The sequence below is a fragment of the Bifidobacterium anseris genome, assembly GCF_002860345.1.
Classification (GTDB): Bacteria; Actinomycetota; Actinomycetes; order Actinomycetales; family Bifidobacteriaceae; genus Bifidobacterium; species Bifidobacterium anseris.
In genome coordinates, this window is the sequence record NZ_NMYC01000003.1 from 149,556 (window position 1) to 165,530 (window position 15,975).

Below are 15,975 nucleotides of genomic sequence, written 5' to 3' on the forward strand. Positions count from 1 at the left end.
GCCCCTCGTCTCGCGACGCGTCAGCCACACATCGGCCCCAGGACCGCCGCAATCCGTCTACCGCGTGGTCGTCGGATTCTGCTGCTGGCCGTTCTGCGTCAGCGTCTGGCCATTCTGTTGCGTCTGACCGTTCTGCTGCGTCATGCCGTTGCCGCCGGTCACCCGGCCCGTCGACCGCATGTACTTGTCGACCGGTTGGCCGTAGTCGTTGTCCATCGGCAGGTTCTTCTTCTCCGCGTACTTGCTCACGGCCTGGCTGAAGGCCGGAGCCGCGATCGTCGAACCATCCCAGTAGCTGTGGTAGTTGCCGTTGATCGCGATGTTCTCAATCCGGTGGTTCATCGGGTCCTGCACGTCGCCGACGAGTACGAAGGTCGCAATCTGGTTGGGGATGAAGCCGCCAGTCGTCACGTACGTGTTCTCGTTCGTACCGGTCTTCGCGAAAGTCTTGCGGTTGTTCGCGAGCTTCGCCGAACCGGCCGCGCCGTCGGGGCGCGTCACGCCCTGGTTCATCGTGTACGCGAGCGTCTGGATGATGTCCTTGTCGACCGCCTGATGGCAGTTCGCCTTCGGCACATCGAGCTGCTCGCCATCGGTGTTCTCGACCGACTTGATCGCGATCGGTGTGCACTGCACGCCGTTGGCCGCGTATGTTGCATAGACGTTCGCCATCGTCAGCGGCGAAACCGAGGTCGTGCCGCCGATGAGCAGCGACGGGTGCATCGAGATGTCCGAATAGACGTCCTCCTGCCCGATCTTCGCGTTGTGGTAGCCGACGGCCTTCGCCGCGTCGGCGACCGCACACAGGCCGATCTGCGCGCCCATCGCCGCCATCGTCGTGTTGTGCGAGTGAACGAGGCCGAGGAACGGGCTTTCCGGCGAGACGGTGCCGTTCGTCAACGCATTCGTCACATGCCAGTTGTCGGTGCCACCGGCGTAGCCGTTGCAGTTGAAACGGCTCGTCAGGAAGTCGGTCGGCGCGACGAGCATCTCGTTGATCGACCGTCCCTGCTGCATCCACGCGACGAGGTTGATCGGTTTCCACGACGAACCAATCGGGAAGCCCTGGCCGCCGCCGTCCACCTGGTCCACTGCGTAGTTCATCGACGTCTTCGTCTGGTCGTTCGCCGCCGCATCGGTCGCATCATACGTGCGGTTGATGCCGAAGCCGAGCACTTCGCCGGTTCCCGGCTTGACCGAGGCCATGACGATCTCCATGCCGGAGGGATCGTTCGCCGGGATCGTCTGGTTCGCCGTCTCCATCATCGCGTTGCTCGCGTCGAGGTCGAGCGTCGTGACGATCTTGAGTCCGCCCTCCTGCAGCAGCTTCTCGCGGTCCTCCGCGGTCTTGCCGAATTCGGGCGAGTTTTCGATCTTGTGCACGACGTAATCGCAGAAGAAGCCGGTGTTGTATTTCGCGGCCATGCATCCGCGGCTCACGTCGGTCAGGTGCAGCGTGTCCTTGAGCGGCGTGTTGACCGCCTCGTCGTACTCCTGCTGCGAGATGAACTTCTGGTCGAGCATCAGCTTGAGCACGATGTTGCGCTGCTTCTGCGCCTCTTCCTGATTCTCGGGGATCGACGGATCGTATTTCGAAGGGTTCTTCGTGACCATCGCGATCGTCGCCGCCTGCACGACGTTGAGTTTGTCGGCGGTCGTGTTGAAGTAGCGTTCGGCTGCCGACTGCACGCCGTAGAGCGAATTCGAGCCGAATTGCGCGATATTGAGGTAACCCTGCAGGATCTCCTGCTTCGAGTACTTCTTCTCCATCTGCACCGACAGCAGCATCTCGCGCAGCTTACGGGCGATCGTGTCCTCGGTCGCGTGGTATTCGCCGATCGGGTCGTCGCTTTCGCGCGCCTTCGTCGCGAGCACGTTCTTCACGTACTGCTGAGTCAGGCTCGATCCGCCCTGCTGGTCGCCCTTCTTCATGTACGTCTGCACGAAGGCGCGCATGACGCCCTGCACGTCGACGCCCGAGTGCTCCCAGAAACGCTTGTCCTCGCGGGCGACGACCGCCTGCATCATCGGTTTCGAGATGTCCTTGAGCGGCACGACCTCGCGGTTCTGCGCGTAGAATTCCGCGATGACGGTCTTGCCGTCGTTCGCGTACATCGTCGATTTCTGCGGCAGGTTCGTCACGTCGAAGTCGATGCCTTCGACCTCCATCGACGGCGACACCGCCCGCGCCACGTTGTTCGCCCCTATGACCGCGGGAAGGAACAGCAGGCACGTCGTCGCCCCGCCGGCGACGCACAACGTGATGAACGCCAGCGCGAGCGCAAGAATGCGCACTCCACTCAGGGTTTTCTTCTTCTTCGGCATGCGCACCATTCTATGTTGCCGGCTCTACCGACGCCAGAGACGAAAACCGTGTCCCGCACCACATTCCGCCGCCTTCGCGCGACACGCGTCCAGTGATTTCACACGTTGTTCACAGCGCATCGCCAGCATTCGCACACGCAGCCGTTCATCGCTGCGACCTGCGGATGAGTTTGCCCGGCTGATAGATGATGATCGTGCGTCCCTCGCGCGCGATCCATCCGCGGTTTGCGAAGTCCATCAGAGCCTTGTTCACCGTCTCCCTCGACGAGCCGACGAGCTGCGCCATCTCCTCCTGCGTGAGGTCGTGCGGCACCTGCAGTCCCGCTTCGACCGGCTCGCCGAAGCGCGCCGCGAGGTTGAGCAGCGTCTTCGCGAGCCTCGCCGGCACATCCATGAACACAAGGTCGGCGATGCGTTCGTTGTTCGCGCGCATGCGGTTCGCGAGCACCTGCAGCATGTCGACGGCGACGCGCGGATATTTGCCAAGCCATCGGAACAGCGCGTCATGTTCGATGCACACAAGGCGCGTGTCATTCATCATCGCGATCGCCGACGCCGTGCGCGGGCCGCCGTCGGGGTCGAAGACGGGGATCTCGCCGAGCACTTCGCCGCGCGTGTGGATGCTGAGCAGCTGTACACGGTCGTCGATCGACTTACGAGTCAGCTTGACACGTCCGCGTTCGATGACGTACATCCTCTGGTCGGTGTCCCCTTCACGGAAGATGTAGTCGCCCTTCTGCACGGTCTCGTGGCGTAACGACGGCAGCAGCTCCTTGGCCTGCTCGGCGGGGACGTGCCTGAACAATGCCGTCTGCAGCAGCGGATTGCCGTCCTCCTGCATCTCGTTTGATGCCATAACCACCTCGTTTCACGGTTGTTTCACGCGGCCGTGCGGCGCGCACACCATCGTTTATTGTACCGTCGCGGCCGCGGCGACGCGAACGACGCTCCCCGTTGGCCGCACCCGTCGCATGTTCGATCGCGCGCCGCCTACCGTGTGCGCGTGCCGAAATCGGCCGCGACGCGCGCCATCGTCGCCACGATTTGCGCGCGCGTCATCGTCGTCTGCGCCGTCATCGGCTCGACGCGCCGCCGTGCCGATTTCACTGCCTTGTCCGACATCTTCTCCGGATCGGTGATGAGCACGTCGGCCATCGCAGACGCGTCGATTGCGTACGCGAGTGTGACGTGGTGCAGCAGGCAGCCGGGGCCGCCGTCGCGCGCCGGGACGCGCATCTGCGCGGCACCGCCGATCTTGCCGCCGATCCGCGCGGGGTCGGCGGGGTCGGCGGCGATGTCGTTGAGACCCGCATAGCGCGCGTGGACGCCGCATTCGACGAGCGCCTTGAGCAGCCATGCGTCGCACAGCTGATAGGCCTGCACGGCGTCGAGGCCGTCGATGAACCACAGCGGCGCGTAGAGCGAATAGGTGATCGTGTCGGCCGGCTCGATGAACATCGTGCCGCCGCCGGTGCCGCGGCGCACGATGTGCACGCCTCGCGCGCGTGCCGCGGCCACGTCCACCTCGTCCTCGATCGACTGGTAACGGCCGCAGACGACGGCCGGCGCCGCCCAATCCCAGATGCGGATCGTCGGTGCGCGTAGGCCGGCGGCGACCTGCCACGCCCATTGCGGTTCGAGCGCCATCTGCTCCTCGGGCATTCGCGGCCGGTCGACGACGACGCGCGGACGCAGCGACGCCCACCGCGCCTCGATCTCGTCGGCGCCGATGCGCATCGGCGTCGACGTGTACGGATGCTGCGCGGCCTGCCATGACCGACGCACCTGCGCCATATGACGTGCCTCGAACGCGCGCGCGACGGCGCTGTCCCCGGCTGCCGCGCGCAGAGTCGCCAACGCGATCGCGTCCGCGTTCGCCCCGATGAGTCGTCCCCCAAGCACGTCATCAATCCGCCGAACCGTCTCCCGATACCACCCCTCCACCGCGCGCACAGTGGGTGCGTCGGGGTCAACGGAATCAGTAGATTCGACGGACGCAGTGGATTCGGTGGATTCGGTGGATTCGTCAGAATCGGCGGCGAGGATTGTGTCGAGGTCGCGGGCGGCGTCGGCGACGATTCTCTCGACGGAGGCGATGATGTCGCGCGCGTCGCCGTCAGTGAAGAAATCACCGTCGAGACGCGCGCCGGCGGCAAGCGTCACACGGACAAGCTTGCCGCCGGGCACTTTGACGGAGCCGGAACGGTCGGTCATCGGTGCGTCCCGTCAGTCCATCAGTTCGACGCCACGCGCATCGCGATGTTCGGGCGTGCCGTAATCGGAGGTGAGGATGCGCACGCCTTCGACCCACGACCAAATCAGCGCGGCGAGCGGTCCCAAGCCGAGCACAATCCAGCCGAGCACCGTCAACAGCAGCTGCGCGATGGCGCGGCCGGTGTAGCCGAGGTAGAAGTTGTGGATGCCGAACATGCCAAAGAAGAGCGCGAGCAGGCCGGCGAGGATCTTGTTGCGTGCGACGTAGTAGGTCGTCGGCGCGGCGTAGGCGCCCTGCGGATGGCCGCCGTTCGGCGCGGTGTAGTTCGGCTGCTGCGCGGTGTTCGGGGCCGCGTAGTTTGGCACCGCGCCTATCGGCATCGTCGACGTGGTCGCGTCATACGACGGCGCGTGTTCGTACGGGCTCGACGTTGGCGTCGTCATATACGGGTTGCCCATCGAATCGACCGCCGGCGTGTCGGCGGGCGTCTGCAGGTAGGCGGACGCGTCATATGCGGACGCGCCGTAAGCGGCCGTGGAGGTCGCGGGCACGGTGGCGCCGTAAGCGGACGTGCCGGCAGTGTAAGCGGACGTGGTGGTGCCGTAAGCGGAGTCGGAGGTCGGGGTCGCTGCAGTCGCATCGTAAGCGGAGGCAGAGGCGCTCGCGGCCGTGTCATACGCGGCATCGGCGGATGTGACGTCGGACGCACCGTCGGCGGTGTCCGCGACGTCTTCGGTGGTGATCGTCTCGGTCAGCGTGTCGCCGGTCGTTGGATCGGTCACGCTCGTCTGTTCGAAGGACACTGTCTGCGGATCCGTGTTCGTATCGGCCGGGTTGGTCGGCTCGTTCGGATTGACCGGTTCGTTCGGATTGATCTGTGGTTGTGTCATTGGTTCCTCGATTCCTCATGCGCAGCAGGCGCAGTCGTTGGTTCTAGAGCCAACGATAGCCATCTTCATTGGGAATTGGCTGCGCGTTTCCCGCCTTTCAGCCTAACGCACCGCCCCAGCCCAGTCTCACCCTCCCCATCCATCCTGCGATGTTCTATCTCCATCCCTTCCGCGAATACCATCATCGCCACCCATCCCCACGATGATCTCACCCAGCCTCCTCGCGAACACCATTGCCGCAACCCGCACCCATGATGATCGCAGCCGCGCCTCCCCGCGATCATCACAGTCACGGTACGCGCCTGCGATGATCGCCCCTAGCCTCCTCCGCGACCATCACCAACACAGATGGCACCAGAGATAATCGGAAAGTGCCGGGGATGCGGCCGAACCAACCCACCCCAACGCGCCGAAAAACAAAAACGGACGCCCGCAAACCGATGCGGACGTCCGTCGGACGCTGTGTAGAATGCGCTCAGTCGACGTAGACCGGGCCGTATTCGCTCGGGACGTGGGTCGTCGCGATGTACGGGCCAGCCGTCGGACGCGCATAGGTCTGGAAGCCGTTGCTGTAGTTCATCGAAGCTTCTTCACAGTTGCAGCACATGATTACCTCTTTCGTACGGCACGAAGCCGTGATTTCGTTACCGGGAACCGCTTGCGCGGTTCGTTGCACATACGACGCCCAGTCTACCGCCGAGTGCCGAAGAACGGTCGCTGGCGTTTACGCGTCGCGCAAACCGCAAACACCACCGACCACATCGTCCAGTCATCCGGGCGACGCTCAGATGCGCGCGAGGATGTCGCGTCCGACCTCGTCGGTTGAACGCTGCGTCGAACCGAGTTCGGCGATATCCGCCTCGACGGCTGCGTCGATGCGCGCCGCGGCGTCGTCGAATCCAAGATGGCGCAGCAGCATCGCTGCCGACAGAATCGCCGCCGTCGGATTCGCGATGCCCTTGCCGGCGATGTCCGGCGCCGAACCGTGGATCGGCTCGAACATCGACGGATATTCGTCAATCGCGTTGATGCAGCCGGACGCCGAATAGCCGACACCGCCGACGACTGCGCCCGCCTCATCGGTGAGGATGTCGCCGAAGAGGTTATCGGTGAGGATGACGTCGAAACGCTGCGGATCGTTGACGAGGTAGATCGTGGCCGCGTCGATGTGGTTGTAGTCGTGCGTGACTTCCGGGTACTCCTCGCCGACCTTGTCGACGATGCGCTGCCACATGTCGCCGGCGTTGACGAGTACATTCTTCTTGTGCACGAGCGTCACGTGCTTGTGGCGCTTCATCGCCAGCTCGAAGGCGTAGCGCACGACGCGTTCGACGCCATACGCCGTGTTGATCGACACTTCGGTGGCCACTTCGTGCTCGGTGCCCTTGCGAATCGCGCCGCCGGCACCGCAGTACAGGCCTTCGGTGCCTTCGCGCACGACGACGAAATCGATGTCACCCGGCTCGGCGAGCGGCGACGTGACGCCCTTGTACAGCTTCGACGGACGCAGATTCACATACTGATCGAGCGCGAAACGCAGCTTGAGCAGCAACCCGCGCTCAAGCACGCCCGCCTTGACGCGCGGGTCGCCGACCGCGCCGAGCAGGATCGCGTCGGTCTTCTTGATGGCTTCGAGATCCTCGTCCGGCAGGATCTCGCCGTCACGCAGATAGCGTTCGGCGCCCAGATCAAAAGGTACGTAGTTGAATTCCGCCACGTCCGCGGCCGCCTTCTCCAACGCCTGCTGTGCCCACGGGGTGACTTCCTTGCCGATGCCGTCGCCGGGAATGACGGCGATCGTGTACTGCTTGTGTTCGCTCATGACATGCGAGCGTACACGCGCGCGGACGGCGCCCATACGCCGCCGTTCATTCCGTGGACAGCGCCGCCCATCGATTCCACATAGTGGAATTTCGATTGAGACGTGGTGCCGGCAACGGTTGCACCAGCACCACGCGCCGCATCAGCGCACAGCCGATTCGAGCAGTTCCTCGGCGCCCATCGCTTCCAGGCACCACGCGTTCTCATAACAGACGTCACGCCACTGCTTGTACCGCCCGGTGCCGCCACCGTGTCCGGCTTCGACCTCGATTCTGATGAGCGCGTCGAGGCCGGCCGCTTGCAGCCGCGCGACCCATTTGAGCGGCTCGACGACGAGGACACGCGAATCGTTCATCGACGTCGTCACGAAGATCTTCGGATACTGCGCCACGACTTCGCCGTCACGCCATACGGCGCGCGCCGGGCCCTCGGACGCCGGCTCGGGCATCGGCGCGTTCTCATACGGCGAATAGTCGCGCATGTAACGGTAGGCCTCGGCGTCATGCAGCGGATCGCCCCACTCGTCCCATTCGGTCACCGTCAACGGCAGCGACGGGTCGAGCATCGTCGTCAACGCGTCGACGAACGGCACATCCGCCTCGATGCCGGCGTAGCGTTCCGGCGCCATGTTCGCGACGGCGCCCATCAGCAGGCCGCCCGCCGAACCGCCGTTCGCGACGGTGCGCGCCGGGTCGGCGAGTCCGCAGTCCTGCAGCGCCGCGGTCACGTCGACGAAATCCTCGAAGGTGTGCTTCTTGCGCAGCCTGCGGCCGTTCTCATACCAGGCGCGGCCCATCTCGCCGCCGCCGCGCACATGCGGCACCGCGTACAGTACGCCGCGGTCGAGCAGACTCAGCCGCGCAATCGAGAATCCCGGATCGGAACTGATTTCATAAGCGCCATAGCCGATGACGAACATCGGCATCCCCTTACGCATCGCGTCACGCCGATAGACAAGGGAGACGGGGATGCGTTCGCCGTCGCGCGCCGTCACCCAGACGCGACGTTCGGCGTAATCGCGCGGATTGTAGCCGCCGAGCACCGTCGCCTCCTTGAGCAGTACATCGGAGCCGTCGCGCGTGTCGAGCTCGTGCAGCTCACCGGGCCGCGTGTAGCTCGTGAACAGGTAGCGCATGCGCGGCGCATCATAGGAGGGGTTGCCGCTCGTGCCGATGGTGTAAAGCCGTTCGGCCGATCCGTCGAAGCCGTCCAATGCGGGGGCGGGCACGTCCTGCGGCATCCAATCGCCGTCGAGCGCCGGCGGCGTGACTGCCTCGAAACGCCACGGACGCCCGTGGAGGAAATCGTCGGCGGCCGCGTTCTTGCCCATGACGGCGAGGCGCGGCAAGCCGTCGGCGCGGTAGGACAGCGCAACGAAATGCCGGTGCAACGCGATGCCGTCGATCGCCAGACCCCGCACGCCGCGCAGCAGCTCCGGGTTGCGCGGATCGTCGAAGGGCGTGCCGACCGGCATCGCCGACGCCCCTTCGATGACGGCGTCGCCGAGCTCGCAGCCGTACGGCGAGCCGCACGCGATCATCATGCCGTCGCCGAGCGTGTATGGGGCGGCGTGCTCTCGCATGTCGATGACGTCGATTTCGAAGTTCGGGTTTGTCGCGTTGTGGTAGACGACTGCGACCGGCACATCCTCGCCGTGTTCGCCGGCGCCTTCGAAGGTCGCGAAGCTCACGTCGTATTCGACGCCCTCCTTGCGCGGGATGAACGGCGTGAATTCGCCTTCCGGGTCGGTCAGCGGCAGCATGAGCACTTCGCTTGTCGTCTTCGAGCCGGTGCCGATCACCAGATGCCTCTCGTCGAAGGACACGCCGATGCCCGCCCAGAAGCGCTCGTCGTCCTCGCGGTAGACGTCCACGTCGTCGGCGATGTCGGTGCCGACCTTGTGCCGGCGGATGAGCCACGGCCGCTGCGCCTCGTCGAGCACCGTGTAGAACACATAGCGCGCGTCCGGTGTGAAGCAGGCGGCCGCGATGCCTTCGAAGCGTTCCGGCAGCTCACGGCCGGTCGCGATCTCGCGGATCGTGAAATCGTAGCGTTCGTCGCCGTTCGTGTCGACGCCGAGCAGCATCCACCGGCCGTCCTTGCTGATGTCCATGCCGCCGATGCGGTAGAAGTCATGACCTTGCGCCTCGACGTTCGCGTCGAGGACGATCTGCTCGCCCTCGAGCGTCCCTGGGCGCATCGTCGCGTCAATCTCCGGCGGGTTCCAGTCGTCCTCGTCCTGCACCGGCAGCCGGCACTGGACCGCGTACTGCTTGCCTTCCTGCGTGCGCGCGTAGTACCAGTAGCCGTCCATGCGCGTCGGCACCGACATGTCGGTCTCCTGGACATGCGAGCGGAACTCCTCGAAAAGCCGCTCGCGCAACGGCCCGAGATGCGCCATGCGCGACTCGGTGTACGCGTTCTCGTCGGCCACGTATTGCTTGAGACGCGGCGACTCCTTGTCCCGCATCCACTCATAGGGGTCGGCGAAGACGTCGTCATGGAAGTTGCGTTCGCTGTGGATCCGCGCGGCCTGCGGCGGCCGCATGGGCGCCTGCGCGTTCTGCTCGTTGGTCATGCGCCGATTATACGCACCCCCGGTCCGCCAGCTGCCCATGCCCGTTCCATTCGCCCACCAGCACCCGTATCCGGTCGTGCCCCGAGCCCTATCCGCGCTGAGGGAGAGCAACATCTCGAACCAAGGCGAGTATGGCGCTCCGTTTCCGCTATTTTCCAACGCCCCAAACCGCCGATACTTCACCCCGACCGAGAAGACGCTCTCCCTCAACGCAGATAGGGTTTCCGGGACGCCCTTGAGGCCGGATTCGGAGGCATCACACCTGCCACCACACACCGATACAGGACCGACCAGCCCCTTTCGGAGAGACAAACAGGACGAACACGACAACGAAAAAGAGAAAGCGGTGTGCTGTATGGCCCTATCGGCCATACAGCACACCGCCGCAGGGATTCTGCTCACACCTACCGCAATGAACTGCTGCCCGCTCACCTGAACTGCTCGAGGTACGGCAGCATCGTCTTCATCATGTTCGCGCCAGTCGCGCCGGTGAACACCGGCACGTCGGTGTCCGGCACCGGCTGCGTCGTCGCGAACCCGGACATCGACACGAGCCCGGCGCCGGCCTCGCGCGGCGACAGCTGCCGGATGCCAATCGCGAGCACGCGCCCCGGATACCGCCGCACGATCTGCGCGTAGGTCGTCGGATCCTTCTGCCCATCGTCGCCGAGCAGGATGAACTTCATGTTCGGGAAGTCCTCCATCAGCTGTTCGGCGTATTCGAGCTTGTGCTGCACACCCGACGGCACGAAGGTCTTCGGCCTGGGGTCAAGGTCGCGCAGCAGCAGCGGCCCGTCCGGGAACCCGTAGTCGGTGATGAACCCGCGGATCTGGCTTTCGACGTTCCACGGCGACGTCGACAGGTAGAAGAACGGCGCGTTCGGGAACATCAGCCGGATCTTGTTGTACATCACCGCCATGCCCGGCACCGACGCGCGCTTGTGCGGTGACAGCAGCAGCATGTTGTAGGCGGCTTTCCACACGGTCGGCACCTGCGTGACCATGATCGTGTCGTCCACGTCCGAGATGACGCCGACCTTCGTGTCGCTCGGGATTGTGAACAGTTCCGCTTCGACCGCCGGCCGCCGCGGCACCGTGCAGCTGATCGTGTGGATGCCCGGCTGCAGCCTGTGTTCTGCGAGCAGATCAAGGTATCCCGAAGAGTCGGAGACCGAGTAGTCCATCGTCTGGCTGCGCGATGGGTCCATCGGATCGTAAATCTCCATCGTGCCGACCTGCACCGTCTTGAGCGGCACATCGTCGATGTCGATGCGCACGCGCTCATGAGCCGCCGGCACTTCGAGCATCGCGTGGATGCCTCGCATCGGCGTATGCGGCTTCGCGCGCGTCGGCGCGTATATCGTGCGGCAGACGAGGCGCGAGTATTCCTCGGTGCCATATCCGACGTAGGGTTTGACGCTCGGGAACCAGTTGAGGTGTCGCACGAGCGTCGTGGAGACTTTGATCCATACGCCGAACGCGGCGATGACGGCTTTCCTCATCACCGCTTTGAGCGGATTCGTCACGTGCAGCCGCCGTTTGCGCGCGAGGCGCTTGTTCGGCACGCCGGTCGCGATTTCGCCGAGCGGCACGGCGACCGTCGGCATGTCGTCGCTTGCCGTCGCCGCCGACGTCGTGCGCAGCGCGACTGCGGCGGGCGCGATGTCGCCGTTCTCCTGCGCCTTTTGCTGCGCGAGCGCCGCGTCGTCTTCGACGAGTTCGTCCGTTTCGTCCGTGGGTCGCGGCGTGCTTTGCACATGCCGCAGCCTGATGCGTCCTTCCCGCTCGATTTCGTTCAGCGCGTGGTCGAGCAGTCGTTTCGTCGTTCTCAGCCGTCGTTCCGATGCACCTGGATCGCTCATGGCCGCTTCCTTCGTTCTTCCCTCGCAAGGCTGCGGCATGTGGTCATGCCGCGCGCCGTTATTTCCTGATGACGGCCGCGTATTCGTCCGCGCTCAGCAGTTCGGGGACGTCGTCGTCGAGTTCGATTTTGACGAGCCATCCTTCGCCGTAGGGGTCGTCGTTGATGATCGCGGCGTCGTCTTCGGCTTCGTGGTTGACGTATTTGATGGTGCCGGCGACGGGGCTGATGACGGGTTCGACGGCTTTCGCCGATTCGACCTGCACGAGTTCGTCGCCTGCTTCGACGCGCGTGCCGACCTGCGGCAGGTCGACGAAGACGATGTCGCCCATCTGTTCGGCCGCGTATTCGGTGATGCCGAGGATGGCCGGTTCGACCGAATCGTCTACCCACACGTGGTCTTCGCTGTATTGCAGATGGCGCGGGATGTCGAGCCTGTCCGCCTGTTCCTCTTGTGCCATGGTTCCTCGTTTCCTTGATGATTCTTTGTTTGATGACGATTATCGTTTGATGACGATTATCACGCACCCGCGCAATCACCGCGCGACCCCGCCTCGTCCTCAGATCTGCCTGCCGTACCATTCCTCGATCATGACGCGCGCGATCGTCGCCTTGCCGGGCGCTTCGATCTGCCCGGTCACGAGCAGCTCGGTGTATTCGTCGCGTGTCACCCATCGCGCGTCGGCGACCTCCTCGCCGTCCACCTGCACGTCAGTGTTGAGCGCCTGCCCTTTGAATCCCATCATCAGCGACAGCTTATACGGCCACGGCTGCGACCCCAGATATTTGACTTCGCCGACGCGGACGCCGGTTTCCTCGAGCGTTTCGCGCCGGCATGCGTGTTCGAGGTTTTCGCCCGCCTCGACGAATCCCGCGGACACCGAGTACAGCAGCGGGTTCTGCCATGCCTTGTTGTGCTGGAGGAGCAGCCGGTCCTGCGCGTCCACGACCGTCATGATGACGGCCGGCTCGACGCGCGGGAACAGCAGCCGGAAGTCGTCTTCGGAGTTCGTGCAGCGCTGCGCCCATCCGCTCATCGCCTGCTCGACCGGGTATCCGCAGTGCGGGCAGTAGCGTTGGTAGGCGAACCAGTTCGACAGGGCGAGCATCGTCGTCGCCTGTCCGATCTCCCGCGCGGACGCGCGTGGCGCGAATCCGCGCAGATCGACCCAGTCGAAGCGTGCGATCGCCGTTGCGAAGATGCCGTCGTGCGTGTCGCGCGCGCCGGCCGCGTCGTCGAATTCGTCGTCGACGTGCCGTGCGTTGGCGTCCGCAGCCGGCATGGGTGCGACGTCGGTCAGGTCGAGCGCGACGACGTGCTGCGGCTCAGCGCCCGCGTAGGAGCCGAGATAGATCGCCTTGACTTCCGGATGGTGCGGCAACGAGTCGGCGACGTACCCTCCGGGCAGTGTCGCGAGTCGCATATGCGCGTTCGACTGCCGCGTGAGCGCGCGCTGTCCGAAGGGCACGGCGAGCAGTCCCGCACGCGTGAGGACGACGCTTGTGCCCGTTTCGCGCAGCACGTCATCGATGAGGCGCGGATCGGCGCGCCGTTCCACGCCGTAATCGATGTCGCCTTGTGCGAGCGGCAGGTACGGCAGTGCCTGCGTCAGTGCGAGCGATGAGAACATCGGCATCATCTCCTCGGGACCGTTTCCGGTCGTCGTCTGTTTCGTCGGGTGCGCCGACCCATCCGGCCGGCACACCGCTCCCCTCCACTGTAGGGCACGGCGTGTGATGACGCCGCCGCGGTGGCTACGCGTTGCGCGATACCTTGTGCGCCACCGGCCGATATTGCGCCACCGGCCGATTCTCTGCGCCCGATTCCCGCCTATCGATTCTCGTCGACGCCGCGCGGCACGCGCGCGATGAGGTCGAGCAGCGCGTCCGCCACGATCTGCGGCCGCTCCCACGCGCTGAAGTGTCCGCAGTCCTCAATCTCCGTGAAGGCTACGTCGGTGCGCGTCATCGCGTCCGCGATCGGTTGCATGACCTTCGGGCTGCTCGACGGATCGTCAACGCCGCAGATGACGGCCGCAGGCGCCGTGATGTTCGCGAACTGATCATTGAGGTCGGGCCGTCCCGCCGCCATCAGTTCGCGCCATGCGACGCCCGCCGGCTGCTGTTCGCGGATCCATGTGCCGAACTGCTCGATGTAGGCCGGCGACCGTTTGACGCTCGAATCGCCGGGGTGTACGTCGGTGAAGAACATGACCGGCTCCGTCGTATGCCGTTCGACGCATTCCTTCGCGATGCGCACGCGGCTCTCACGCGCCTGTTCGCTGTCGGCGTCGCCTTTCGTGTCGAGCAGCGCGACGCCGGCGACGACCTCGGGGTGGCGGCGCTGGATGTCGAGGACGACGTATCCGCCCATCGACAGTCCCGCCCAGATCGCCTGCCCGTAGCCGGCCGCGTGCAGCAGGTCGACGTAGGCGTCGGCAATCAGGTCCAGCGCCTGCGGATACGTGCCGTCGGCGGCGATTTCGCCGCTTTCCTGCGACGTCGGCACCGCAGATGCGCCCGCTCCCGGCATGTCGGGCGCCCAGATCGGGAACTGCGCGAGCTCCTGCGCGTCCGTCGTCTCCATCAGCGCCGTCGCGCAGCGGTCCCACATCCTGTGGTCGACCGGGAATCCGTGCACGAGGACGAGCGGCATCCCCTCGCCGTCCCTGTAGATGTGATTTTCGATCGTCAGCGTCATCCTTGCCTCTCCTTGTCCACGTCGTATGCGGCCGCCGCCGTCACGATCATTGCACAGTCACGATGACCGTGTCACAGTCCGCCAATTTCGACAGTCCGCCGATTTCGTCACAGCCCGGTCCATGCGAGCGCCTGCCGCACAATATAGTCGTGGCCGTCGCTCATCTGTTCGAGGAATTCGTTGAAGTCCGCCGAGCGCGGATCGACCCATTCGACGTCGAGCGTCTCGTCCTGCGGCTTGCAGTCGCCGGCGATCGGCACGATGTAGCACAGCGCGATCGCGTGCTGCCGCTCGTCGTAGTATGGCGAGACGCCAGGCGTCGGGAAGAACTCGGCGACGGTGAACGGCGTCAGCCCCTGCGGCAGTACCGGCAGCGCGATGTCGCCGAGATCTTTCGCGATGTTGCGCGCAATCGCCTCGCGAATCGTCTCGTGATAGAGTACGCGGCCTGCGATGAGCGTGCGTTCGACGATCATGCCGCTGTCGGAGACGCGCAGCAGCGAGCCGATGCTCGTCACGCGTCCGAAGTCGTCGACGCGCACCGGCACGACCTCGACGTAGGCGACCGGCATTTCACGGCGCACGCGATTGAGTTCGTTCGCATCAATCCATCCGGGAGGCGTGACGCGTCCCGAACCGCGCGATCTGGTGAAGTCCTCCGGGGTGATGTGGTCGAATTCGCCGCGACGACGCCCCGCGTCGTAATCGTCGTCGTCCGGCACTTCGTCATTCAGAACTGGCATGTTCCCATTATCGATGCGCGGGCGCCGCGCGCGGAAGCGGCGTGTCGGCGATGCGATTCCCCCGCTGGCTGATTTGGCGCCGCTCCCGCGTGTTTGTGGAATGCTGGAGGGGTCGATGCGGTTGTGCATGACAGACCCATCGAGAACGAACGTCATTAAGGAGACCACCATGGCAGTTCAGGAAATCACCACCGAGACCTTCCCGCAAGCAGTCAAGGACCATCAAATCGCATTCTTCGACTTCTTCGCCACCTGGTGCGGCCCGTGCCGCGCTTTCGGCCCGATTTTCGAAAAGGCGAGCGAGGCGAACCCGGACATCTTCTTCGGCAAGATCGATATCGACAAGAATCAAGATCTCGCCGCACAGGCGAACGTCCAGGCCGTGCCGACGCTGATGATCGTCAAGGATGGTCACATCATCTATCAGGAGCCGGGTGCGCTGCGCGCTCCGGATCTCGACGACATCATCGATCAGGCGAAGAAACTCGACGTGCAGGCCGCGCTCGAGGAGGCGCAGAAGAACCATGAGGATCCGCACGAGATCCTCGAGGAGAACGAAGACAAGTAACCTGACCGTCCGCGTCGATTACCGCCCGTCCCGACCTGTGCGCCGGGGCGGGCTTTCGTTTGCCAGGATTGCGCCATTCCGCCGGTGGCTGACCCGCGAATCGACCACCGTATTCGGCCGCCGACTTCTCCGAGTTTTCCGATTGATGCCCTGCTCGATGGCTCGATGTGTGGACGCCAATGTCCGAACTGTGAAGATATCGATATTCCCAAGCCGTGCCGAAGGACGTGCGATATACTGTTGTTCAGTGTGCATGCCGGCGGCGGTCCCATG

12 protein-coding genes are annotated in these 15,975 nt (G+C 64.7%); 1 reads left to right on the top strand and 11 read right to left on the bottom strand.

Annotated features, from left to right (window positions below; translation table 11 throughout):
• Positions 1 to 57: 57 nt before the first annotated feature.
• From CGZ88_RS04865 to CGZ88_RS04915, 11 genes are all read right to left on the bottom strand, one after another.
• Positions 58 to 2,334: a transglycosylase domain-containing protein gene (locus CGZ88_RS04865; protein ID WP_423734410.1), complete on the bottom strand. Its 2,277-nt coding sequence runs from the start codon at positions 2,332 to 2,334 to the stop codon at positions 58 to 60.
• A gap of 136 nt (positions 2,335 to 2,470) precedes the next feature.
• Complete coding sequence (locus tag CGZ88_RS04870) at positions 2,471 to 3,181, bottom strand: Crp/Fnr family transcriptional regulator (RefSeq protein WP_101671248.1); 711 nt, start codon at positions 3,179 to 3,181, stop codon at positions 2,471 to 2,473.
• 134 nt (positions 3,182 to 3,315) lie between these two features.
• The gene (locus tag CGZ88_RS04875) at positions 3,316 to 4,539 is read right to left on the bottom strand and encodes a lipoate--protein ligase family protein (RefSeq protein ID WP_101671249.1); all 1,224 of its coding nucleotides are present in this window, start codon (positions 4,537 to 4,539) and stop codon (positions 3,316 to 3,318) included.
• A gap of 12 nt (positions 4,540 to 4,551) precedes the next feature.
• The gene (locus tag CGZ88_RS09125) at positions 4,552 to 5,430 is read right to left on the bottom strand and encodes a TM2 domain-containing protein (RefSeq protein WP_243390077.1); all 879 of its coding nucleotides are present in this window, start codon (positions 5,428 to 5,430) and stop codon (positions 4,552 to 4,554) included.
• Positions 5,431 to 6,214: 784 nt separating this feature from the next.
• The gene (locus tag CGZ88_RS04885) at positions 6,215 to 7,252 is read right to left on the bottom strand and encodes a 3-isopropylmalate dehydrogenase (RefSeq protein WP_101671296.1); all 1,038 of its coding nucleotides are present in this window, start codon (positions 7,250 to 7,252) and stop codon (positions 6,215 to 6,217) included.
• A 141-nt stretch (positions 7,253 to 7,393) separates the two neighbouring features.
• Complete coding sequence (locus CGZ88_RS04890; RefSeq protein WP_101671297.1) at positions 7,394 to 9,829, bottom strand: S9 family peptidase; 2,436 nt, start codon at positions 9,827 to 9,829, stop codon at positions 7,394 to 7,396.
• 428 nt (positions 9,830 to 10,257) lie between these two features.
• Positions 10,258 to 11,691, bottom strand: coding sequence for an App1 family protein (locus CGZ88_RS04895; protein ID WP_101671250.1), 1,434 nt, complete (start codon positions 11,689 to 11,691; stop codon positions 10,258 to 10,260).
• 58 nt (positions 11,692 to 11,749) lie between these two features.
• The gene (gene gcvH / locus CGZ88_RS04900; RefSeq protein WP_026645659.1) at positions 11,750 to 12,151 is read right to left on the bottom strand and encodes a glycine cleavage system protein GcvH; all 402 of its coding nucleotides are present in this window, start codon (positions 12,149 to 12,151) and stop codon (positions 11,750 to 11,752) included.
• 99 nt (positions 12,152 to 12,250) lie between these two features.
• Positions 12,251 to 13,321, bottom strand: a complete 1,071-nt coding sequence (gene nudC / locus CGZ88_RS04905) for an NAD(+) diphosphatase (protein ID WP_101671298.1) — start codon at positions 13,319 to 13,321, stop codon at positions 12,251 to 12,253.
• Between the two features lie 200 nt (positions 13,322 to 13,521).
• On the bottom strand, positions 13,522 to 14,391 hold the full coding sequence (locus CGZ88_RS04910; RefSeq protein ID WP_101671251.1) for an alpha/beta fold hydrolase: 870 nt from the start codon (positions 14,389 to 14,391) through the stop codon (positions 13,522 to 13,524).
• Between the two features lie 107 nt (positions 14,392 to 14,498).
• Positions 14,499 to 15,134 (bottom strand): NUDIX hydrolase family protein, encoded by a 636-nt coding sequence (locus CGZ88_RS04915; RefSeq protein ID WP_026645662.1) that lies wholly within the window; start codon positions 15,132 to 15,134, stop codon positions 14,499 to 14,501.
• 169 nt (positions 15,135 to 15,303) lie between these two features.
• Between CGZ88_RS04915 and CGZ88_RS04920 the strand changes: the two genes are divergently transcribed.
• Positions 15,304 to 15,702, top strand: a complete 399-nt coding sequence (locus tag CGZ88_RS04920; protein ID WP_026645663.1) for a thioredoxin family protein — start codon at positions 15,304 to 15,306, stop codon at positions 15,700 to 15,702.
• Positions 15,703 to 15,975: the final 273 nt, after the last annotated feature.